Annotated in this window: 17 protein-coding genes and 2 tRNA genes; 9 read left to right on the top strand and 10 right to left on the bottom strand. The window is 59.0% G+C overall.

All coding sequences use genetic code 11. The features are described from left to right. Positions 1–10: 10 nt before the first annotated feature. The 3 genes from AC56LV_RS21155 to AC56LV_RS21145 form a co-directional block, all read right to left on the bottom strand. Positions 11–1,570, bottom strand: coding sequence for a TerC family protein (locus AC56LV_RS21155; RefSeq protein WP_499560477.1), 1,560 nt, complete (start codon positions 1,568–1,570; stop codon positions 11–13). 94 nt (positions 1,571–1,664) lie between these two features. Continuing rightward, positions 1,665–2,495: a sterol desaturase family protein gene (locus AC56LV_RS21150; protein ID WP_499560475.1), complete on the bottom strand. Its 831-nt coding sequence runs from the start codon at positions 2,493–2,495 to the stop codon at positions 1,665–1,667. A gap of 95 nt (positions 2,496–2,590) precedes the next feature. Further along, entirely contained in the window at positions 2,591–3,334 is a 744-nt protein-coding gene (locus AC56LV_RS21145) for a PEPxxWA-CTERM sorting domain-containing protein (RefSeq protein ID WP_499560473.1), read from the bottom strand. A gap of 446 nt (positions 3,335–3,780) precedes the next feature. On the opposite strand from AC56LV_RS21145, the gene AC56LV_RS21140 reads away from it, so the two are divergent. Genes AC56LV_RS21140 through AC56LV_RS21130 form a run of 3 tightly spaced genes read left to right on the top strand, consistent with a single transcriptional unit; the run spans position 3,781 to position 5,556 of the window. Next, on the top strand, positions 3,781–3,957 hold the full coding sequence (locus AC56LV_RS21140) for a DUF3606 domain-containing protein (RefSeq protein ID WP_499560471.1): 177 nt from the start codon (positions 3,781–3,783) through the stop codon (positions 3,955–3,957). After that, entirely contained in the window at positions 3,957–4,820 is an 864-nt protein-coding gene (locus AC56LV_RS21135; RefSeq protein WP_499560469.1) for an oxidoreductase, read from the top strand. Before AC56LV_RS21140 ends, AC56LV_RS21135 begins: the two co-directional genes overlap by 1 nt. Positions 4,821–4,869: 49 nt before the next feature. After that, complete coding sequence (locus AC56LV_RS21130) at positions 4,870–5,556, top strand: dihydrofolate reductase family protein (RefSeq protein WP_499560467.1); 687 nt, start codon at positions 4,870–4,872, stop codon at positions 5,554–5,556. A gap of 102 nt (positions 5,557–5,658) precedes the next feature. Here AC56LV_RS21130 and AC56LV_RS21125 read toward each other — a convergent pair whose 3' ends face one another. From AC56LV_RS21125 to AC56LV_RS21110, 4 genes are all read right to left on the bottom strand, one after another. Next, the gene (locus AC56LV_RS21125) at positions 5,659–6,807 is read right to left on the bottom strand and encodes an acyltransferase family protein (RefSeq protein ID WP_499560466.1); all 1,149 of its coding nucleotides are present in this window, start codon (positions 6,805–6,807) and stop codon (positions 5,659–5,661) included. A 249-nt stretch (positions 6,808–7,056) separates the two neighbouring features. Further along, on the bottom strand, positions 7,057–7,509 hold the full coding sequence (locus AC56LV_RS21120) for a hypothetical protein (RefSeq protein ID WP_499560465.1): 453 nt from the start codon (positions 7,507–7,509) through the stop codon (positions 7,057–7,059). A 15-nt stretch (positions 7,510–7,524) separates the two neighbouring features. Next, on the bottom strand, positions 7,525–7,986 hold the full coding sequence (locus tag AC56LV_RS21115; protein ID WP_499560464.1) for a glycoside hydrolase family protein: 462 nt from the start codon (positions 7,984–7,986) through the stop codon (positions 7,525–7,527). Positions 7,987–8,395: 409 nt separating this feature from the next. Next, positions 8,396–8,486, bottom strand: a tRNA-Ser gene (locus tag AC56LV_RS21110). Between the two features lie 169 nt (positions 8,487–8,655). Here AC56LV_RS21110 and AC56LV_RS21105 point away from each other — a divergent pair. After that, positions 8,656–11,361 (top strand): polysaccharide deacetylase family protein, encoded by a 2,706-nt coding sequence (locus AC56LV_RS21105; RefSeq protein WP_499560462.1) that lies wholly within the window; start codon positions 8,656–8,658, stop codon positions 11,359–11,361. A 156-nt stretch (positions 11,362–11,517) separates the two neighbouring features. Here the strand turns inward: AC56LV_RS21105 and acs are convergent, their stop codons facing one another. Next, positions 11,518–13,518 carry an acetate--CoA ligase gene (gene acs, locus AC56LV_RS21100; RefSeq protein ID WP_499560460.1) on the bottom strand — a complete coding sequence of 667 codons (2,001 nt, stop codon included), beginning with the start codon at positions 13,516–13,518 and terminating at the stop codon, positions 11,518–11,520. A gap of 220 nt (positions 13,519–13,738) precedes the next feature. Between acs and AC56LV_RS21095 the strand changes: the two genes are divergently transcribed. The 5 genes from AC56LV_RS21095 (at position 13,739) to AC56LV_RS21075 (ending at position 17,770) form a co-directional block, all read left to right on the top strand. Continuing rightward, the gene (locus tag AC56LV_RS21095) at positions 13,739–14,347 is read left to right on the top strand and encodes a TIGR00645 family protein (protein WP_258836300.1); all 609 of its coding nucleotides are present in this window, start codon (positions 13,739–13,741) and stop codon (positions 14,345–14,347) included. Between the two features lie 34 nt (positions 14,348–14,381). Further along, the gene (locus AC56LV_RS21090; protein WP_183549636.1) at positions 14,382–15,917 is read left to right on the top strand and encodes a fumarate hydratase; all 1,536 of its coding nucleotides are present in this window, start codon (positions 14,382–14,384) and stop codon (positions 15,915–15,917) included. A gap of 17 nt (positions 15,918–15,934) precedes the next feature. Further along, a complete protein-coding gene (murI, locus tag AC56LV_RS21085) occupies positions 15,935–16,810 on the top strand; it encodes a glutamate racemase (RefSeq protein WP_499560458.1) in 876 nt (291 codons plus the stop codon). Between the two features lie 76 nt (positions 16,811–16,886). Then, positions 16,887–16,962 (top strand) — tRNA-His (locus AC56LV_RS21080). A gap of 433 nt (positions 16,963–17,395) precedes the next feature. Further along, on the top strand, positions 17,396–17,770 hold the full coding sequence (locus AC56LV_RS21075; protein ID WP_499560456.1) for a hypothetical protein: 375 nt from the start codon (positions 17,396–17,398) through the stop codon (positions 17,768–17,770). 636 nt (positions 17,771–18,406) lie between these two features. Here AC56LV_RS21075 and AC56LV_RS21070 read toward each other — a convergent pair. Both AC56LV_RS21070 and AC56LV_RS21065 read right to left on the bottom strand, forming a co-directional pair. Further along, on the bottom strand, positions 18,407–19,675 hold the full coding sequence (locus tag AC56LV_RS21070) for a hypothetical protein (RefSeq protein WP_499560454.1): 1,269 nt from the start codon (positions 19,673–19,675) through the stop codon (positions 18,407–18,409). Positions 19,676–20,400: 725 nt separating this feature from the next. Further along, positions 20,401–21,105 carry a hypothetical protein gene (locus tag AC56LV_RS21065; protein ID WP_499560452.1) on the bottom strand — a complete coding sequence of 235 codons (705 nt, stop codon included), beginning with the start codon at positions 21,103–21,105 and terminating at the stop codon, positions 20,401–20,403. Positions 21,106–21,107: the final 2 nt, after the last annotated feature.

Here is a 21,107-nt window from a genome sequence, read left to right as displayed (position 1 = left end):
CAACTTGTCGTCAAAGCGGATCGGCGATGCGCGTGACGAGCACCGACGCGATACGCCGTTCCAGCACCTCTTCGACTTCCATGCGCAAGCCTTCGATTTCGATGCCGTCGCCCACCAGCGGCAAGGTGCCGAAGCGCTCGAGCATCAGGCCGGCCAGCGACGTGTAGTCGTCGGTGTCGCCCACCAGCGCATCCACCTCGAGCACCTGTTCCAGGTAGTGCAGGTCGGCCGTGCCATCCACGCGCCAGCGCCCGCCGCCCAGGTCCTGCACCACGGGCTGCTCGTCTTCGTCCGGGAATTCGCCGGCGATGGCTTCGAGGATGTCAATTGGCGTGACCAGGCCCTGCAAGGTGCCGTATTCGTCGGCGATGAGAACCAGCTGGCCGTGCGAGCGCTTGAGGCGGTCCATCACCTTGAGCACGCCGCTGGCGTCGGGCACGATGATCGGCACGCGGATATGGTTCGCATCGATCGCGCCCGACAGCGTCAGGTCGGCAATCAGATCCTTGGCGCGTGCGACGCCGATGACTTCATCAAGCTCGCCCCGGCAGACCGGGAAGAAGCCGTGCGGCGTGGCCAGGAGCTGGGCGCGGATCGTGTCGGCATCGTCCTCGATATTGATCCACGAGATGTCCGAGCGGTTGGTCATGATCGAGCGCACCGAGCGCTGCGAGAGGCTCAGGACCCCGCTGACCATATTGCGCTCTTCGAGCTCGAACGTCGGCTCGTCGGGCTTTTGCTTCTGCTGCTTGCTCGTCACCGGGTCCGGCTCGTCGCCCGGCTCGATCCCGCGCGTGCTGCCCAACAGGCGCAGCACCGCATCGGCCGTCCGATCGCGCAGCGGGATGTGTGCATCCTGCTTGACGAAGTTACGGCGCGCCAGCTGATTCAGCAATTCGATGACCACCGAGAAGCCGATCGCGGCGTACAGGTAGCCCTTCGGAATATGGAAGCCCAGGCCTTCGGCGATCAGCGACAGGCCGATCATCAAGAGGAAGCTCAGGCACAGCACGACGACGGTCGGATGCGCGTTGACGAAGCGCGTGAGCGGTTTGGACGCAAACAGCATGACGCCCATCGAGATCACGACGGCGGCCATCATGACGCCCAGCTCATCGACCATGCCGACGGCGGTGATCACGGCGTCGAGCGAGAACACGGCGTCGAGCACGATGATCTGCGCGACGACGGCCGCGAAGCTCGCGTAGGCACGCTTGCCGGTGGCAACGTGCAGCTTGCCTTCGACACGCTCGTGCAGCTCCATCGTGGCCTTGGCCAGCAGAAAGAAGCCGCCCACCAGCAAAATCAGGTCGCGCCCGGAGAACGTCAGCGGACCGAGGGCAATCAGGGGCGCGGTGAGTTTGACCAGCCAGGCGATGACGGTCAGCAGGCCAAGACGCATGATCATGGCGAGCGACAGGCCGACAAGGCGGGCTTTGTCACGCTGGTGCGGGGGAAGTTTGTCCGCCAGGATGGCGATGAAGATCAGGTTGTCGATGCCAAGGACGATCTCGAGCACGACAAGGGTGAACAAGCCGACCCAGATATTTGGGTCAAAAAGCCATTCCATTAGGTGTGTTTGGTAGTGATTGGCCCGTCATTGTACGCGATCACGCCGTCAATCAACCAGATCCGGGGGGCCGCCGTTGTATTGGCGTCGCCCTTCAAAACAGCCGTTCGGCTGCCGGTCTGGCCGTCGGTGCCGGCAGCAGCGGCTCGATCAACTGGCGGCTCAAAGTGGGCGCGAGCGGCGTGTCCGTCCCCACTTCGGCCGGCCAGTGGCGCGGCAGGTAGTGGCTGCCGAACAGGCGGTCCAGGAACGGCAGCGTGGACGCGTAGTTACGGTTGATGTGTTCGTGCCGGCTATGGTGCCAGTGATGAAAGGCCGGTGTCGTGACGAACCATTCGAGCGGGCCGAAGCGCCACCGCAGGTTGGCGTGGATGAAGAAGCCCCATAACGTGCCCAGCACGATCAGTGCAGCGGGGGCGGCGCTGCCGGCCGCGGTCGGGCTGGCCAGCCCCAGCAGATACAGCGGCACGATGCCGAACAGGCGCGTGATGACCATGTCGACGGGATGGCTGCGCGTATTGGCCAGAAAATGCATGCGTTCGGTGCTGTGGTGCAGCGCGTGGAAGCGCCACAGCCACGGCAGCTCGTGGCTCAGCCGGTGGCCCCAGTAGAAACCGGTCTCGGCGATCACGAAGGCCAGCACCATGCGCACGGCGAGCGGCAAGCCGGCGATGGCGGTGATCAACGCATCCGGCACCACCCAGGCGGCCAGCGCAGCCAGCAGCGCCATCGGCGCGCTGAGCAGCACGATGGGCACCAGGCTGCTCAGGAAGTAATACGCAAGGTTGTGGCGCAACTCGCCGTTCGGGCCGTCGTGGCGCACGCCGAACCAGCGCTCCAGTGGCACGAACAGGGCCGTGAGCAGGATCAGCCAGACGCACAGGCGCAGTGCGGTGGCGGCAAATTCGGCGGGAGAAACGTTCATGGCGAATGCAGCGTGCGAAATGAGGAACAACCAACAGCAAGCCGGTAGCGGGAAGCGCCTTTGTGGGCAAGCTTGAGGCTACCGGGGCTGCAAAATCACACCCGTGCGTTGCGGCGGCGGCGTGCGTTGAAGGCTAGCAGGCCCAGGCCACCGATCATGAGCATCCACGTTGCCGGCTCCGGCACTTCTGCATTCAGCGCGACATTATCCAGCAGCATGAATGGTGGAGCGCCCGGTGCGGTGCCCCGCGCCAGGAACGACAGCATTTCGCTGGCGTTGGTCGCGGTGAACGCCATGGTGGCCGTTTTCCATCCACTGAATGCATTGTCGGCAATGGTCAAAGGCGCGGTGCTGGCCGTGGCATTACCGAAGCCCACTTCCCAGAAATTGTCGTAGTTGGCGCCATAGAAACCGACCTGCTGCGCCAGCGCGTAATCAAACGTCAGCAGGTAGCTGGTGCCGATCGTCAGGCCACTGATCAGCTGAGACAGCATGCCCGGATGGTATTGCGAATCCGATGCAAAGAAATTGCCGCCGGTTGGCGATGCAGTGTAGCCATTGCCCTTCCCTTCGAGCCACAGCGCCGATCGAGGGGTGTTCGCGATCGAGCCATCCAATACAAAGTTATATCCGCCGCCCTTGCCCCCGTTTTCGCTGCTGGTCCAGCCGGTCAGCGTCGTGCGGTCGGATTCAAGATGCGTACCGTTGACCTTCTTGTTGCCGCCTTTGGAGGTCAACTCGAAGTCGCCGTTCTTGACCAGAATCGGGCTGCCGTGGGCGATCCCCGCACTGAACGTGATGAAGGCGGATAGGAACAGCAGGACTGACTTGATGCGCATGGGACGGACTCCGTGGAATATCGACATTGGTGACAGATAGCGGCATTTTCCTGGGATCGGCAGGCGCCAGACAATGCAACTTCTGTGGATGATGATTAACTTTTATTGCCTGTAAATATTCTAGCAGGTTCTTAATGCGCAAGATCAATATTTATATTGCAATTTTGTTGTCTTTTATAAACTTTAGCAAAGCACCGGGCAAACGGCAGTGACAGGACACCCACGCTGGACGAATTGCATAAAACATTGGACGAACAGCATGCAGCGAAAACAACAGACAGCCAGCAATACGCCGCCGGATGGCAGGCATGCCCTGGCTGTCTTTGACGTTGCTTATCCGCACGAGACAACGTCATGTCGCGATGAAGTTGTTAAGCGGTTCGTGAAATCGCGCACTGACTCAGTACTCTCTGGCCGCGCATCCTGCAGTTTTGAGGAGATAACCCATGTCAGATAATCTTTCGAACAAAGGCAACCCGGACCGCAACCTCATCAGTCTCACCGAGGCCCATGAGGTCCGCTATTGGACCGAAGCCCTGGGCATCAGCAAGGAAGATCTGGAGCGCGTGGTTGGCCAGGTGGGCCACAGTGCAGCCAAGGTGCGCGAGCACTTGAACAAGTGATGCAGGGCTTTCCGGAGCAGGACAACACGCCGGTCTGGTTCATCACCGGCTGTTCAACTGGCCTGGGCCGGGCTCTGGCTGAACTGATCGTTCAGCGCGGTTGGCGCGTGGTCGTCACCGCGCGCGACAAACATGCCATCGCAGACATCGAACGCAGCGCACCGGAACGCGTACTCGCGCTGTCTCTGGATGTCACGCGTCCTGCCGACATCGATGCAGCCGTTGCTGCGACGCGCGACCAATTCGGCCGCATCGATGTCCTGGTCAACAACGCGGGCTACGGCTACCAGAGCACCGTTGAAGAAGGTGAGGAAGCGGAAATTCGTGCGCAGTTCGATACGAACGTCTTCGGCCTGTTTGCCATGACGCGGGCGGTACTTCCCCTGATGCGCGAGCAGCGCAAGGGCAATATCCTCAACATCACCTCGGTCGCTGGCCTCATGGGTTATCCGGGGTCCGGCTACTACGCCGCATCCAAGCATGCGGTCGAGGGATGGTCGGACGCGCTGCGCGCCGAAGTGCTTCCGCTGGGAATTGGCGTCACCTGCGTCGAGCCTGGGCCATTTCGCACGGACTGGGCGGGCCGTTCCTTGCGCCAGACAACGAGCGGGATCGCCGACTACGCCGACACGGCGGGAAAACGCCTGGCTGGAACCAAAGAAACCAGCGGCGCGCAGGCCGGTGACCCGGTCAGGGCCGCGCAGGCCATGGTCACGATCGCGAATGGCGCCGACGCGCCACGGCATCTCGTGCTCGGCGCCTGGGGCTTCAATGCGGTTGTTGAGCGCCTGGAGCAACGCGTTCGCGACATCTCGATGCAACGTGATCTGAGCTTGTCTGCCGACTTTGATGACGAGGCATGACCCTTTTAATTGACGAGCAATTTGTTGATGTCTCGTTCTGGAGAATTTAATGAAACCCTATGTTATTTGCCACATGATGTCGTCCATCGACGGCCACGCACTGACCGATGGCTGGGATCGGCCATTCAAGAACGCTGCGGGCGAGCTATACGAAAAGCTCGCCGCGACGTTTGACTTTGATGGCTGGATTTGCGGACGCACCACCATGGAAGAAATCGCGCATGGCGAAGGTTATCCGAAAGGATTGGCGAAGGAGCCGATCCCACGCACGCCCTACTTCGCCAAGCGTGACGCGAAGACCTACGCCATTGCGATCGATGGTCACGGCAAGGTTGCCTGGAAGAGCAATGAGGCGCTCGGCTCCCACGTCGTTGCGGTGTTGACGGAAGCCGTGTCGGACGACTACCTGGCCTATTTGCAGTCGATCGAGGTGTCGTATTTTTTCGCAGGCAAAACCGATATCGATCTGGCGCAGGTCGTACAGACCCTGGCCGATGAGCTGGGCACGAAGCGACTGATCGTCGAAGGCGGCCCGCACGTCAGCGGCTCGTTCGTCAATGCTGGCCTGGTTGATGAAGTCAGCGTGCTGATACTGCCGCTGATCGACGGGCGTGGCCATCATCCTGCGTCGTTTGAAATTGGCGAAGAGGCCTGGAAGCAGCCGAGTTACCTGAAGCTCGATTCGGCAGAGGTTCAGGACGGTGGCGGAGTGTGGCTGCGTTACAAGCGGTCGTGATGCGTTCGGCGCGCGGAGATCAATGATCAACGCGCGCCAGTGTTCGATCCACGGTCTGTCTGAATGAATCGAAGGCCTGAGACTATCAGGGTCGGCCAGGGATCATGTGCTTCGCTTGCCAAGTCGCTTGCCCAGAGCGATCCCTGGCTTCTCGACGTAGTGATATGCCATGCCAGACAGGGCGAGAGTGACCAGCGCCAGCACCGCAATGAACATCCAGTACATCGACACCGACATATCAGCCGCCACATCTTTGCCGACAACGAAATTGATCGCCACAAACAGCACGATGCCGTGAATTAAATAGATGCCGTAAGCGAGTTCGCCGAGCCTGTGAGACGTCGGTAACGAGAACAGGCCGAACATATCGGCACCGCCGGCAATCACGCAAAAGGCAGCGATCAGCGCGATGCACGGCGCAATCTGCAGCAGATTTTCAAATTGAAGCGCTGCAGCAAAACAAATTAGCACCAATACTGATGCCACCTTTTTCTCACAAAATCGGGTAAATCTCGGATCACGCACCAGATACGCGGCCAAGATGCCGCCTACAAATACGGCTGCAAATCGAATATTTAATCCGATCCGCCAACCGATGATCAACGCTGCGAACGAGACCAGCAGCAAGAGCCAACCTGGACGTTGCCTCACAGCTAGCGAAATCAACGGCAGCGCAAGATAGAAACACCACTCGTAGCGGAGCGACCATGTCACGCCAGCCATGATGATCCAGGAATCGGTGTGGCCGTTGAGCGGCGCGGCGGTAGGAATGGTGAACAACAACCACTTTGCGACGGCGAGTGAAATCTCTTGCAGACTGTCGACGACGCGCCAGTCTGACAGGTAGGCAACGGTTAGAAAAACAAATACCAGGACCACGTAATAGAGCGGCGCAATACGGAAAAAACGGCCGATGAAAAATGCTTTCCAGTCAAATCTGCGGTCCCGCGCATTCAGTAGCTTGTCATAAAATAAGAAACTCGTGATCATGAAAAACATTAGAACGCTCGCCTGACCAAGAGGTCCATATAGATTTGGCCGAGGCACATCCCATTTTCCTGTGTGGACTAATACGAACCACATGCACGCATGGTGCAACATCACGAAGAGTGCGAGATAGCCACGCAAACCATTGATCGTGCCAAACCGCATCGGTGGAGGACTCTTGCCTTCAAATACAAACGTGATTTTGATCGCCAGGAATGCCAACAGCGTTAAAGCGACAGCGAAGACAGGATTAGAAATATTCATACAATTGGCAAAGTTGGCTACTTTGCAATTATATATGGTGGCGTGATGCGATCGCCCGCCTCGACCTGCACCCCATCTTGCGCGAACCTCGAGCCTGCGCTGACCTTCAGTTGATCGCTTTTTTGCCGGGGGAACACCATCTCGGCACAGCCTCGCGCGAAGGTATGCCGGAAAATGCGGACGCGTTGTGCGCCAGGCCGACTCAAATCAGCAGGTGCGAGCCTCTAAAGCTTATGCAGGCCGTGAACGTCAGCGCTTTGCCTGCGTTTGGCTCACTGCGTCATAGAAGTAACCTTGCCAAAACACGACGATCTTTTCTCTCTCTTTTAAAAACGCTTCAGTACAGTCCAGGTCTACTACCGTGACGATGTCCGGCAAACCGAGACCGCCGACTCGAGCGTGATAGCCTTCACGGACGTACTTGGCTGCATCGTGGCGGCGGCGCGTCAATTCTGGCGCACGGCAAGGCTGTCCATCGAACATGACACTGTCACGCCGGACAACCATGACCTTGCCGACCAGTGCCGCAGCTTGCTGATCAGTCAGCGAGGCGATGTCAGCCGAATCCAGGACTTTAATCAGCGTCCATGTCCCAAGAATGTCGGCGTCCTTTTCTGGATTCTTGGCATGCGCTGTGAGGGCGACCAATGCCAACAGGGTAGTCATGACGACCAATCTTCCAACGATGGATAAAAACGACATGATCGGCTCCTTTGTTTATTTTTTTGCCAGCGCGGCGGATTTGGCAGCTGCGTCAAACGGCGCACTCTCTTCCGCTCGGCGCGTATTCAGGCCTCGCGCCACCACACTTTTGCCGTTCACACGTGCTGATGTCATCGTGCGAATTTGACGAGCAGTTTCAGCTAAACGGCCAGTGTCTACCAGTGTGTACACGTTGCGTGACCCGTGGACACCCGCGTTATAGGTCAGACTAACCAGCGCATCGAACTGGTCTTGCGGCAGCTTCTGCACGCGCACCATGCGTATAACGCCGGCTTCCGCTTCCACGACCCGGCGGGCGAACTCAGCCTCGACGGCAGCTGCGCTGACCGGCCTCGCCAGTTCCTCTTTGCTACAAGGGCCTCTGTGGGCAAGGATGCCGGGGCCCCATGTACAGTTTCCCTTTCCAGTGCCCATATCGTCGTAGTATTTGAATACATCCCGTTCCAACCGACGCATTCGGCCCGCGCTTCAGAACTCATTTTCATCCCGGCATTTACAGAAGGCGTGGCGGTTACTTGTGCATGTTTTATCATTGGCTTGCCTTGGTCAGTGGGTCAAGATTGTCAATCTAGACCGAGCACGTCACGTGTTTGTTGCGACCTGACAGGCAGCCTCATCTTAAGCATTCGAATAATCGCAGATGACAGACGCAGTCCGGTCACATAGCCAGGGTCACATAGCCAGCATAGCCAGGGTCAGGTCTGACATTCGGACACAAGCTCTGCCTTAAGGGCAAATATGCCGCACTACAGTTCAGGCCGTGTCCGAATGTCAGACCTGACCCCGGCTTGCAGCGGTTTGTGTTGGTAGAGATGGGGGTAGGCAGAATTGAAAAAGCCCCTTCATAGGGGCTTTTTAGTGTTTTTGGCGGAGAGAGGGGGATTCGAACCCCCGGTAGGCTATGAACCTACACACGCTTTCCAGGCGTGCGACTTAAACCACTCATCCATCTCTCCTGATGGTCGACGTGAGCTTTCCACGAAGCCGCTCATTATAACAACAATTCCTGGTAGTACAAGACCGACCTGACAACGGTCAGGCGAGGCCCTTCCCCCCAACCACCCGCGAATGGTATCGTTCCCGGCTGGCCTGCCCATCCGGCACGCTACCCGCAACGGATACGTCGTGAAACGCACATCACTTTATCTCATCATCTTCGCCGTGGCTGCTGCTGGCGCCGGCGCCGGCTCCTGGCTCGTGAACCGCACCCCGAGCGGGACGCCGGAAACAAAGCCTGCCCCCGCAACCGCCACCAACACCAGCACGCAAGACGCCAGCGCCATCGCAACCGAGCTGCGCGCCATGCTCGACGCCTACCGCAAGATCATCGTGCTGACCCACGACGAGGCAACCTTGCCCGCCGCCGAGCGTGCCCAGGCAAACCGCATCGGCCAGCAGCTGTTCCACGAAAACCAGGAACGCATCGGCCGCGTGGAGACTGCCCTGGCCACCCTGATCGCGTCGAACAACCCACGTCGCTTCGATGCCATCAGCACCCTGCTCGACTATATCGAGTCGGGCGACGGCCTGTACGATGCGGACCGGCTGGCATTTCGCGAAACCCTGCGCAGCCTGCAGGCGCAGGTCGCCAGCGATTCGTCGCTCGCTGCGATCAAGCTGCACAAGCGGATCTCGGAAGACCTCGACGCGCTGGCCGAGATCGAGCGCAATTACGAGAAGGAGATCCGCGCCATCTTCGGGCGCTACGACACCCGCGCGATCGAGCTGAAACGCGAGAAGTGGGACAGCTACATCGCCTACCTGAAAAAGCGCTACACGCGCGAACGCATCCTGAAGGAATATGGCGTCGTGCTGCCCTACCCCGCTACGCCCGAACCGGAACCTGCTGCTCTAGAACCGGGTGCGCCAGCGCAGGCCGGGCGCGAAGGCGCCGAGATCTTCGGCAAATCGCTCCCTAAAAAGACCGTGCTGCTTACCTTTGACGACGGCCCGCACCGCCGCTACAGCGAAGAAATCGCCGCGATCCTCAAGCAGTACAACGCGCCGGCGATCTTCTTCAACGTCGGGCGCAACCTGGGCGCGCTCGATGCGCAGGGTGCAGCCAAATTGAGCGCCAATGCCCAGGTGAGCCGCAAGCTCAAGGACGCCGGCTACGTGCTGGCCAATCACAGCCTCACGCATGCGCAGTTGTCGAAGCAGACGGGCGCGAAGCTCAAGTCCGAAATCCTCGATACCGATACGCTGCTCAAGGCCGTCGATCCGCAGCGCTCGTCGCTGTTTCGCTTTCCGTATGGCGCGCGCAATCGCGAGGGCATGCAATTGCTGGCCGATGCGCAGCTCACATCGATGATGTGGAATATCGACTCGCTCGACTGGGCCGACCCGGTGCCGTCGTCGATCGCCGACCGCGTGCTGCGCACCGTCGACAAGGAAGGCCGCGGCATCATCCTGTTTCACGATATCCACGAGCGTACCGTCAAGGCGCTGCCGATGATTCTCGAACGCCTGGCAGCCGAGGGGTATCAATTTGCCGGCTGGGATGGCGCGACGTTCAAGGTCGACAGCAAGGCAGCGCCCGCGCCGGCACCACGCGCCGCGGCCACTGGCTACGCCAATTCGTGGGCGATCCTGGTGGGCATCGACAATTATCCGAAGTGGCCACACCTGGAATATGCGGTGCGCGATGCCGAGGGCGTCGAGCGGCTGCTGGTGCAGAAGTTCGGCTTCGCGCAGGAACGCGTGATCACGTTGAAGAATGAGCAGGCCACCCGCCAGGGCATCCTGGCTGCGTTCCATGATCGCCTGGCCCATGGCGGCTTGCAGCCGAACGACCGCGTATTCGTGTTCTTCGCGGGGCACGGCGCCACGCGCAAACTCAGTTCGGGGCGCGATCTCGGCTACATCGTGCCGTTCGATGCCGACCCGAACAACCTGGCCACCGATGCGATTCCGATGACCGAAATCCAGAACATCGCCGAGAGCCTGCCCGCCAAGCACGCGCTGTTCGTGATGGATGCCTGCTATAGCGGCCTTGGCCTGACGCGCGGCGCGGCCAATGCGTCGTTCTTGCGCGATAACGCGCGCCGCCTGGGCCGGCAGATGCTGACTGCCGGCGGCACCGACCAGTTGGTGGCCGATGGCGGGCCAAATGGGCATTCGGTCTTTACCTGGACCCTGATGCAGGGCCTGGGCGGCAAGGGTGACCTGAATGGCGATGGCCTGATCACGGCCACCGAGCTGGCGGCGTATGTGGCGCCGGCCGTGTCGAGCGTGTCGCAGCAGACGCCGGCCTTTGGTAGCTTGCCGGGCTCTGAAGGCGGCGACTTCGTGTTCGAGCTTCCCGAAGAAACCGAGTTCCTCACGGCCGGCACGGCGCAGTTGTCGAACGATGCGATTGCGCTCAATACGCGGCTCGATGCGCAGGCGTCGAAGGCAACGGGCACCGTCGTGGTCAAGGATCTGCAGGGCGGCGAGACGCGGCTCAAGGCGCCGGCGGCGGTGCCGGTGTCAAGCCGGCAGCAAGCGCAGCGGGCCAATGATCTGGGGTTGCAGCTGTATCGGGAGAAGCAGTATGCGCAGGCCGAGGCGCAGTTTACCGAGGCGCTCAAGCTGCGGCCTGACTTTGCGCTGGCGGCCAATAACCTGGGCTTTGTGTTTTACAAGCAGGATCGTTTTGTCGAGGCGGCGCGCTGGTTTGAAAATACGGTGAAGATCGATCCGTCGCGGGCGATTGCGTATCGCAATCTGGGTGATGCGTATGTGAGGTCGAAGCAGCCGCAGAAAGCCAGGGCGGCGTTCACGACGTATCTCGAATTGGCGCCGACCGGTGCGGGTGCGGCGTATGCGAAGGAGCAGTTGCAGAAGTTGTGATGGCGGTTGGACGCGTGGATGGCGGAGCCATCCACCCTACGCGATGCGCCAACAGTGCAGCATGTTCGAAGGGCGCAGTTGATAAAAAATGCCCGTGTTCGCAGTGCGAAGACGGGCATTTTTCTGCCGGCCCGGAGGCCGGCGCCAGTGGAGTAATTACGCCGATTCTTTCAACTGCTCCAGAATCGCTGGATTCTCGAGCGTCGAGACATCCTGCGTGATGTTCTCGCCCTTGGCCAGCACGCGCAGCAGGCGGCGCATGATCTTGCCCGAGCGGGTTTTCGGCAGGTTGTCGCCGAAGCGGATTTCCTTTGGCTTGGCGATCGGACCGATCTCCTTGCCCACCCACGCACGCAGTTCATTGGCGATTTTCTTGGCTTCTTCGCCCGTTGGCCGCGCGCCCTTGAGCACGACGAAGGCGCAGATCGATTCGCCCGTCGTGTCGTCCGGCCGCCCCACCACCGCCGCTTCGGCCACCAGCGAATTGGCCACCAGCGCCGATTCGATTTCCATCGTGCCCATGCGGTGACCCGACACGTTCAGCACGTCGTCGATACGGCCCGTGATCGTGAAGTTGCCGGTGTCCTTGTTGCGGATCGCACCATCGCCCGCCAGGTAGTATTTGCCGCCCAGCTCGTCCGGGAAGTAACTGGTGCGGAACCGGTCCGGGTTATTCCAGATGGTACGGATCATCGACGGCCATGGGCGCTTGACGACCAGGATGCCGCCCTGCCCGTTCGGCACGTCGGCGCCGGCTTCATCGACAATCGCAGCCATGATGCCCGGCAGTGGCAGCGTGCACGAACCCGGCACCATCGGCGTTGCGCCTGGCAGCGGCGTGATCATGTGGCCGCCCGTTTCGGTCTGCCAGAAGGTGTCGACGATCGGGCAGCGTTCGCCGCCGACGTTCTTGTAGTACCACATCCAGGCTTCCGGGTTGATCGGCTCGCCGACCGAACCCAAGAGGCGCAGGCTCGACAGGTCCGAATTCTTCGGATGGACCTTTTCGTCCACGTCCGACGCCTTGATCAGCGAGCGGATCGCCGTTGGCGCCGTGTAGAAGATGCTGACCTTGTGCTTTTCGATCGTTTTCCAGAAGCGGCTGGCGTTCGGGAAAGTAGGCACGCCCTCGAACACGACCTGCGTGCCGCCGACGGCCAGCGGGCCATAGGCGATGTAGGTGTGGCCGGTGATCCAGCCGATGTCGGCGGTGCACCAGAAGACGTCGTCCGGCTTCAGGTCGAACGTCCACTTCATGGTCAGCGCGGCCCACAGCAGGTAGCCGCCGGTCGAGTGTTGCACGCCTTTCGGGGTGCCGGTCGAGCCGGACGTGTAGAGGATGAACAGCGGGTGCTCGGCGTCGACCCATTCCGGCTCGCAGTCGGCCGACTGGCCTTCGACCAGCTCGTGCAGCCACAGGTCGCGGCCTTCCTGGAAGGCGACGTTGCCGCCGGTGCGCTTGTAGACGATGACGTCCTTGACCGTATTGCAGCCGCCCATGCCCAGGGCTTCATCGACGATGGCTTTGAGGGGCAGCGATTTGCCGCCGCGCTGCTGCTCGTCGGCCGTGATGACCGCGACCGCGCCGGCGTCGATGATGCGCTCCTGCAGCGACTTGGCGGAGAAGCCGCCAAACACCACCGAGTGTGTCGCGCCGATGCGGGCGCAGGCCTGCATCGCGCTGATGCCTTCGACCGACATCGACATGTAGATGATGACGCGGTCACCCTTCTTGATGCCGCGCGACTTGAGCGCATTGGCGAATTTGCAGACACGGGCGTAGAGCTCGCGGTAGGTCACGCGGTTGACGGCGCCGTCGTCGGCCTCGAAGATGATCGCGGTCTTGTCGGCGTTGCCGTTTTCAAGGTTGCGGTCGAGGCAGTTATACGACGCATTGAGCTGGCCGTCGCCGAACCATTTGTAGAACGGCGCGTCGGACTCGTCGAGGGTGCTGGTGAATGGCTTGTGCCAGTCGAGGTTCTCGCGCGCCAGGCGCGCCCAGAAACCTTCGTAGTCGCTGGCGGCTTCGGCGCACAGCTTATCGTAGGCGGCCATGCCGCTGACCGTGGCGTTGGCGGCAAATTCGTGCGGCGGCTGGAACACGCGGTGCTCTTGCAGGCCCTGGGATTGCTCCTGCGTTGTCTCGTTGTCGGACATATCAGTCTCCATTCTAGTTAGTGGGTTATGCCGATACCATAGGGGCGCTCGCTTACTGAGCCCTTACACATCGCCCCCCGGCGACTGGCTGGCGCCGCCCGATTCATTCTAACGCCGTCCGTTGCAAAGCGGGCAAGTGCTCTGCCGACGACACCGTAACGCCAGCGCCGGTGTAAAATGCCGTGCTGAATTTTCTCGCATTTCCTGGAGTTCCATCCCGATGTCGTCTCTGCCCCCGAACCAGCCTTTTCGCAAGCTGTCGCCCCTCAATTCGCTGATTTTCTCGAGCCGCTGGCTGCAACTGCCGCTCTATCTGGGCCTGATCCTGGCCCAGTGCGTCTACGTCTTTCATTTCTGGGTCGAACTCGTCGACCTGATCGGCGCTGCCATGGGCAACGCCGATTCGCTCAAACACATCATCGATGCCGTCAGCGTTCCGGGCGCTACTCGCCCTACCCGGCTCAATGAAACCATCATCATGCTGGTCGTGCTCGGCCTGATCGATGTGGTGATGATCTCGAACCTGTTGATCATGGTGATCATCGGGGGTTACGAGACGTTCGTGTCGCGCATGCATCTGGATGGTCACCCGGACCAGCCAGAGTGGTTGTCGCACGTGAACGCGTCGGTCCTGAAGACCAAGCTGGCGATGGCGATCATCGGCATTTCGTCGATTCATTTGCTCAAGACTTTCATCAACGCGTCGTCATACGATGTGAAGACGCTGTTCTTCCAGACCCTGATCCACTTCGCGTTCCTGCTCTCGGCCATGGCGATTGCCTACACCGACCGCATCGTGATGAGCACGCACAACGACAAGCACGCTTAAAACAAACATTCCTGGTACCCCTGAAAGAGCGAACATGGCAACCGTGATTACCCAAGACGACCTGATCGAATCGGTCGCGGCAGCACTGCAGTACATCAGCTACTACCACCCTGCGGATTACATCCAGCACCTGGCGCGCGCCTACGAGGCCGAGCAAAGCCCGGCCGCCAAGGATGCGATCGCCCAGATCCTGACCAATTCGCGCATGTGCGCCGAGGGCAAGCGCCCGATCTGCCAGGACACCGGCATCGTCAACGTGTTCCTGAAAATCGGCATGGGCGTGCGCTTCGAGGGTTTCACGGGCACCGTCACGGACGCCGTCAATGAAGGCGTGCGCCGCGCCTACAACTTCGCCGACAACAAGCTGCGCGCCTCGATCGTCGCGGACCCGCATTTCGAGCGCAAGAACACCAAGGACAACACCCCGGCCGTGGTCCACATGGAGCTGGTCGAGGGCGAAACCGTCGACGTGAAAGTCGCGGCCAAGGGCGGCGGTTCGGAAAATAAAACCAAGTTCGTCATGCTCAACCCGTCCGACTCGCTGGTCGACTGGGTGCTGAAAACCGTGCCGCTGATGGGCGCGGGCTGGTGCCCGCCGGGCATGCTCGGCATCGGTATCGGCGGCACCGCCGAAAAGGCGATGCTGATGGCCAAAGAGTCGCTGATGGAAGACATCGACATGTACGAGCTGCGCCAGCGCGGCCCGAACAACAAGCTCGAAGAGCTGCGCATCGAGCTGTGCGACAAGATCAACGCACTGGGCATCGGCGCGCAGGGCCTGGGCGGCCTGACGACCGTCCTGGACGTGAAGATCAATATGTATCCGACGCACGCGGCCTCGAAGCCGGTGGCGATGATCCCGAACTGCGCCGCCACGCGCCACGCACACTTCGTGCTCGACGGCTCGGGCCCGGTCTACATCGAACCGCCTGCGCTGTCGAGCTGGCCTGATGTGAACTGGACGCCGGACACGCAGAAATCCAAGCGCGTCGACCTCAACACGCTGACCAAAGAAGAAGTCGCTTCGTGGCAGCCGGGCCAGACGCTGCTGCTCAACGGCAAAATGCTGACGGGCCGCGACGCTGCGCACAAGCGCATCCAGGACATGCTGGCCAAGGGCGAATCGCTGCCAGTGGACTTCACCAACCGCGTGATCTATTACGTTGGCCCGGTCGACCCGGTCGGCGACGAAGTGGTCGGCCCGGCTGGCCCGACGACCGCCACGCGCATGGACAAGTTCACCGACATGATGCTCGAGCAGACCGGTCTGATCTCGATGATCGGCAAGGCCGAGCGCGGCCCGGCCGCAATCGAGTCGATCAAGAAGCATCAGTCGGCGTACCTGATGGCGGTCGGCGGCTCAGCGTACCTGGTCTCGAAAGCGATCAAGTCGGCCACCGTGGTCGGCTTTGCGGACCTGGGCATGGAAGCGATCTACGAGTTCGACGTGACCGACATGCCAGTGACCGTCGCCGTGGATTCGACCGGCACGTCGGTCCACACGACCGGCCCGAAGGAATGGTCAGCCAAGATCGAATCGCTGCGCGGCGTGCCGATCAACGTCGCATAACACCTCTCCCCTTCAGCATGGTTTCCACCACGCTTTCCCACGACGCCCCGGTCGGCATTTTCGACTCGGGCGTCGGCGGTCTCTCGGTGCTGCGCCACATCCAGGCGCAGCTGCCGCATGAACACCTGTTGTATGTCGCCGATTCCGGCTATGCGCCGTATGGCGACAAGCCCGAGGCGCTGGTCATTGCGCGCGTGCTGGCGATTGCTGATTTCCTTATTGGGCAAGGTGCGAAGGCGATTGTCGTGGCGTGCAATACAGCCACCGTGGCGGCCGTGCGCGTGCTGCGTGAGACGCATCCGGGGATGCCGGTCGTGGGGGTGGAGCCGGGGTTGAAGCCGGCCGCTGCACTCACCCGCAGTGGCAAGGTGGGCGTGCTGGCGACGGCGCGCACGCTGCAAGGCGCAAAGTTTTTGCTGTTGCGCGACCAGATCCATCGTGAGACCGGCGTGGATTTTTTGCTGCAGCCATGTGTGGGCCTGGTGGACCAGATCGAACTGGGTGAGCTGGACTCTAGCGCCATGATGGCCACGCTGGACCACTTCATTGCACCACTGTTGGCGCAGGAAGCCGATACGCTGGTGCTGGGCTGCACGCACTATCCGCTGGTGCGTGGGGCGATCGAGCGGCTGCTGGTTAGCTCTGGACATGGTGATGTAGCGCTGGTGGATACGGGGAATGCTGTGGCGCGGCAGCTGGCGCGCTTGCTGGTGGCTGGGGGGTTGGCGCGGGCTGCTGGTTTGGATGCGCTGCCAGCTGGTCTGACGGGCTATACGACGGCCAGTGCGGCCGCGCTGACGGCAGCGTTTCGCAGCCTGCTGGGGATCGATCCGCCCGTGTACGCGGTCGACATTGCCGAGCCGCAAGCGCCCTCTGCTTCGACATGCAATTAAATTTGCAAGCGCGGGCTAAAGTTTATATAATCTTGTTCTGTCGCGGAAACAACGAGACAGATGTAGTAGTTCAGTGGTGGCTGTAGCTCAGTTGGTAGAGTCCAGGATTGTGATTCCTGTTGTCGTGGGTTCGAGCCCCATCAGCCACCCCACAGAATGCAAGTAAAAAGCCCAGTCTTCGGACTGGGCTTTTTGCGTTCTGATCCGAACAAAAGCCGGTGTCAGGTCTGACATTCGGACACGTCCTCAACATTGAGCCTGTAGTCCTGCTCTCTGCACGGCATCGAATTTCTTTGCTCAGCAAATTTCCTCGGTTATTGCTGTTATGTTAAGCCCGGGTCCAAAAACCGGTGTCAGGTCTGACATTCGGACACGTCCTCAACATTGAGCTCTAGGAGCGTCCGCATGCGCGGACGCTGTTTTGATTGACGAACCTCACGTAGCGCTATTGAGCGCTTATCCCAGGCGTAGAATTCGGTGTGCTGGAAGGTCGACAGGTAGTTGACACCGGCAAGGTGCTCGCTTGGAACAAGCACGGAGGAACCGCCAACGGCGGGCATTGGCGCACACGAGGAGCACAAGTAGATGAAGTACAAACTTATCCGCGCGATGGCGCATAACTGGTCGCACTCCTTCATGAGCGGAATAAACTACGTAGACGATGCTTTCGTCTTTGAGGACGTGTACAGGCTGGCCAGAGCGCGAAGCGGCGAGAAGGTCATCATCAACTGGATTCCTGCCGGTGGCGAAGCTACGCGCGACCTCCCGCCACGGGTACACAAATGTATAGAAGCTTACCGGGCTGGATTAGCGGAACACCTTCAGCGACATCACGTTGACGCCTCGGCACTCAAGACTTTTCGCACCGAAGTGTATGTCGCTGAAGATTTTCGAATGTACGTCCGAGCTTTCGTCATTGACGATAGAGACAAGGAACACGTTGCCTTTGTCTGGGGCTAGCCCGGACACGTTTAGCGATAGGGTCCTCGTCACCAGTGATATGGACCAGAAGCGGCATTGCAACCGGATTGCTTTTGAAACACAGTCAATCACACAGACTGTTGGAGCAACTGCCATGATGCCCCGCGCAAGCAGTTACTTTGCTATGGCCAGTGGTCCCCCAAAGCCATCCTAAAGAATACAAATAAAAAGCCTAGTCATCTGACTGGGCTTTTTGCGTTTTGATCCGAGCAAGCCAGCTATATCTGTTCGCGCATGCAAAGAGTGCACCCCACTCCAAGAGCTTATACGGGGTGGTGTGGACGGATGCGATGTTCGGCTTGATTGCGTCGCTCAATCAGGAGGTGGCGGTAGCACTGGTCGCGAAGCGGGAGTGGGAAGCTGAGTACAGAGCGGCACACAAACCCGGCACCAGCTAGCCCCTTACGATGGCTAAAAGCTGACTGAGCATCCAAAGTAGCTCGCGCTGTTCGACGTCCGGCCGGCGGCGATCACGACAAAGCTCAGGAATCGGACAGGGGACGGCTAAGACTTCGCCGCGCACGTGAATTCGGGGACGACGCACCGGCACTATCATCGACGGGAAAGAGCGCCGCGCTAAGCACATAGAATAATGAGCGACGACGTATTTCACGATCAGCTGGTCGCCCCCCGGAACCCGTTCTGAAGAATTTTCCAAGTCCCTGGATCATGCTTCCAAACTGCAAGCTCATTGCTGACATCGGAAAACTGAACGCTGAGATTCAAGGTAATTAACTCGCCCGGCGCCTTTTCTCCAGTTTGCAGCTCGACGAGAACGTTAGACATAGCAGCCGACTTATCCACTACTGAGATAATTCGATAGCTTGACAGATGTTTTTTACCAAATTCCTGTTTTACACGACCGGCCCTTTTTCCTATCGGCCGGTTCAGGAGATCGACCAGAGCTGCTGCCATCGGAGCATAACGACGATGAACCCAATTATCGAGGAAGCTCGCTACTACTTGTTCAGGCGTTCCTTCGGGCAAAAAGTTTGGCGGCCCATCTGAGGGGATATGAGTAAGTTCACTCTCACTGCGAGGCCGCCAAGCCTCTAGAGCACGCGTCAGTTGTTGTGTTTTCGATATCTGCCTAATAATATCGCTCCATTTAGTTTCAGCTTTTGCTTGCGGCTCGATCTTACTGTTCGCCAACGCGGTAGCCCAATCTCTCAATGCAAACAAGGTGCCCCAACATTTCGCGGCCACTACTCTATTATCAAAAGCGAGCTCACGTCCATGAAGGATGCCATTTCGAAAAGGAATCGAAATTTCGTCCTCGTTTGTTTTTTTACGTGGCAGCCCCATGATTTTCGCGAGCGTTTTCAATCCAGTTTCGTGGGCTGCGATACTGTCCCAAGCTGTTAATTTTGCGCCTTCAGCAAAGAATCCGATGTGCTTTGAGACATCATTGGCCAGACCATCGATTAGTGCCAGAAGAAGCGGCACGCACGCATGGTAGCGTCCCGCCAAGTAGTCAGATGCGGCCAATTCTAGTAGCCGCACACGCTTTCGGAAATCACTCTGACCGTTACAACGCATGATCCCGAATTTAAGCACGTTATCATCGTATGTGTTCGCCAAGAACTCTTCCGCCGCAGGATAGCCTTCTTCTTCAGCAATCTCTATAGCCTGAACCATTGATTTTAAATTCATAGATTCATAAGCAATCCACCCACGCTTAGAGAACGCTTCGTTGAATCGGTCAGGGACCTCAAGGATCTTCACTCGCTCCGCCAAGCCTTCCATTGATTCAAACGCCTTGTGCCATTCGGGGAAAATATAGGCGCCGAAAGGAACGCAGTTAAACACTGTTTTCAGCATATTTAGACTCTTGACCGAATCTCGAATTCCTTGTACTGACGGGTTGTTTGCGATCTTTTTCATGGATTCCTGATTTTTCACCGGAGTAGTTTGACTACTGTAGAACAAGTACGTATGAGGTATCGGAAGTATCGGAAGTATCGATTTTCCAACGTCTTTCGTGAAATCCGCATGATTGCATAATAGTTTGAGGATCAGCTTTGGAAAAAAATCCGAAGATATCGATCATAAAGAAGAAATAGCGTTTTACGTCTGAATTTTATTTCTGTTGTCGTGAATTTGAGCCACATCAGTTTTAAAGAACGCAAATAAAAAGCTCACTTCTAGGAATGGATTTTTTGCGTTTTCCCCCAAGCAAATGCTGTGTCTCGAGCACAAGATCGAAAAGCTGGAGACTGATATTAAGACACTTACTTTAAATTCGCGACGCAATTCTTACTACACGCATCGAATTTTTTCGCTTAGCAAATGCCTTCAATCTTCGATGCTCTTTAAACATGAGCTTGTGTCCAAATTTCAACCCTGACTTTGGCTTTTTCCAGCTTTAGCCTGACCCACAGAATTAAAGCAAATAGCCCAGTCTGCGAGACTGGGCTATTTGTTTAGGACAACGGGGATCAGGCTTAAAATTTGGACACATGCCATGAATTTATCCCGCTTTAATTTTATTTCAGCAACTACATTAGTTTATAAAAAAAATTTTCAGACTTCGGCGCTATGAAAACCTAAGCTCGTGTCCGAATGTTAGACCTGCCTTTCGCTTCGCTGGCTTGCGGCTTTGGCTTAAGTCAACGGTTGGCAACCATAATCTGCTCCACCCCATTCCACACTAGCTGCGTATTCATATCCCGCGACGCAGACAGCTTGCCATTGACGTACAAATTGGTCCGCAGCGCATAGCGTCCCTGCGACGCATCCTTTGGCAGCGTGATTTCAAACGAGTTCTCAAAGCGCCCGCCCGAGTTGTTGGTGAGCGCCTTCGAACCTGATTTGAATTGCTTCCCATCCTGGTCGAATACCACTAGCTCTTCGCGCACTTGCATGACGGGGGTCGTCGCACCGTTCACCAGTTCAACGGTTGAGTTGACCACCACCGGCTTGCCACGCTGTACCGTGCTGGCGTTCAGGCGTGGCTGGTACGACACCACTTGCGGCTCGGCTGGCAGGCGGCCGCGGGTGCGGATGAAGTCGTTGTCGACCTGGGCGGCGGTGCGGGTCTGGCGCGATTGCGAGTTGATCGCCACGCAGCCGAGTGCGGCCACGATGCCGCCGGCAGCGGCGCCGCGTGCTGCGCCGCGTTTGCCATCCATCAGGGCGCCCAGCAGTGCGCCGGCTGCGGCGCCCATCAGTGCCGATGAGCCGACGGCGCACGGGTCCTGCTCGGCGGCGACGCCGCCTTGCGGGTACTGCGTTTGCGACATGCCGCTCTGGCCCGTCGTGGCGCAGCCGGATACCAGGCTCGTCAGCAACGTCAGGACAACGATCTTTTTCATTG

The sequence above is a fragment of the Telluria sp. RB2R28 genome, assembly GCF_059685835.1.
Note: the sequence above shows the minus strand (reverse complement) of the source record. Positions and strands in the feature narration are given on the sequence as shown.

Bases quoted from the DNA above. Each gene is read 5' to 3' on its own strand.
- AC56LV_RS21155 (WP_499560477.1), bottom strand. From the start codon at position 1,570: ATGGAATGGCTTTTTGACCCAAATATCTGGGTCGGCTTGTTCACCCTT.
- AC56LV_RS21150 (WP_499560475.1), bottom strand. From the start codon at position 2,495: ATGAACGTTTCTCCCGCCGAATTTGCCGCCACCGCACTGCGCCTGTGC.
- AC56LV_RS21145 (WP_499560473.1), bottom strand. From the start codon at position 3,334: ATGCGCATCAAGTCAGTCCTGCTGTTCCTATCCGCCTTCATCACGTTC.
- AC56LV_RS21140 (WP_499560471.1), top strand. From the start codon at position 3,781: ATGTCAGATAATCTTTCGAACAAAGGCAACCCGGACCGCAACCTCATC.
- AC56LV_RS21135 (WP_499560469.1), top strand. From the start codon at position 3,957: ATGCAGGGCTTTCCGGAGCAGGACAACACGCCGGTCTGGTTCATCACC.
- AC56LV_RS21130 (WP_499560467.1), top strand. From the start codon at position 4,870: ATGAAACCCTATGTTATTTGCCACATGATGTCGTCCATCGACGGCCAC.
- AC56LV_RS21125 (WP_499560466.1), bottom strand. From the start codon at position 6,807: ATGAATATTTCTAATCCTGTCTTCGCTGTCGCTTTAACGCTGTTGGCA.
- AC56LV_RS21120 (WP_499560465.1), bottom strand. From the start codon at position 7,509: ATGTCGTTTTTATCCATCGTTGGAAGATTGGTCGTCATGACTACCCTG.
- AC56LV_RS21115 (WP_499560464.1), bottom strand. From the start codon at position 7,986: ATGCGTCGGTTGGAACGGGATGTATTCAAATACTACGACGATATGGGC.
- acs (WP_499560460.1), bottom strand. From the start codon at position 13,518: ATGTCCGACAACGAGACAACGCAGGAGCAATCCCAGGGCCTGCAAGAG.
- AC56LV_RS21095 (WP_258836300.1), top strand. From the start codon at position 13,739: ATGTCGTCTCTGCCCCCGAACCAGCCTTTTCGCAAGCTGTCGCCCCTC.
- AC56LV_RS21090 (WP_183549636.1), top strand. From the start codon at position 14,382: ATGGCAACCGTGATTACCCAAGACGACCTGATCGAATCGGTCGCGGCA.
- murI (WP_499560458.1), top strand. From the start codon at position 15,935: ATGGTTTCCACCACGCTTTCCCACGACGCCCCGGTCGGCATTTTCGAC.
- AC56LV_RS21075 (WP_499560456.1), top strand. From the start codon at position 17,396: ATGAAGTACAAACTTATCCGCGCGATGGCGCATAACTGGTCGCACTCC.
- AC56LV_RS21070 (WP_499560454.1), bottom strand. From the start codon at position 19,675: ATGAAAAAGATCGCAAACAACCCGTCAGTACAAGGAATTCGAGATTCG.
- AC56LV_RS21065 (WP_499560452.1), bottom strand. From the start codon at position 21,105: ATGAAAAAGATCGTTGTCCTGACGTTGCTGACGAGCCTGGTATCCGGC.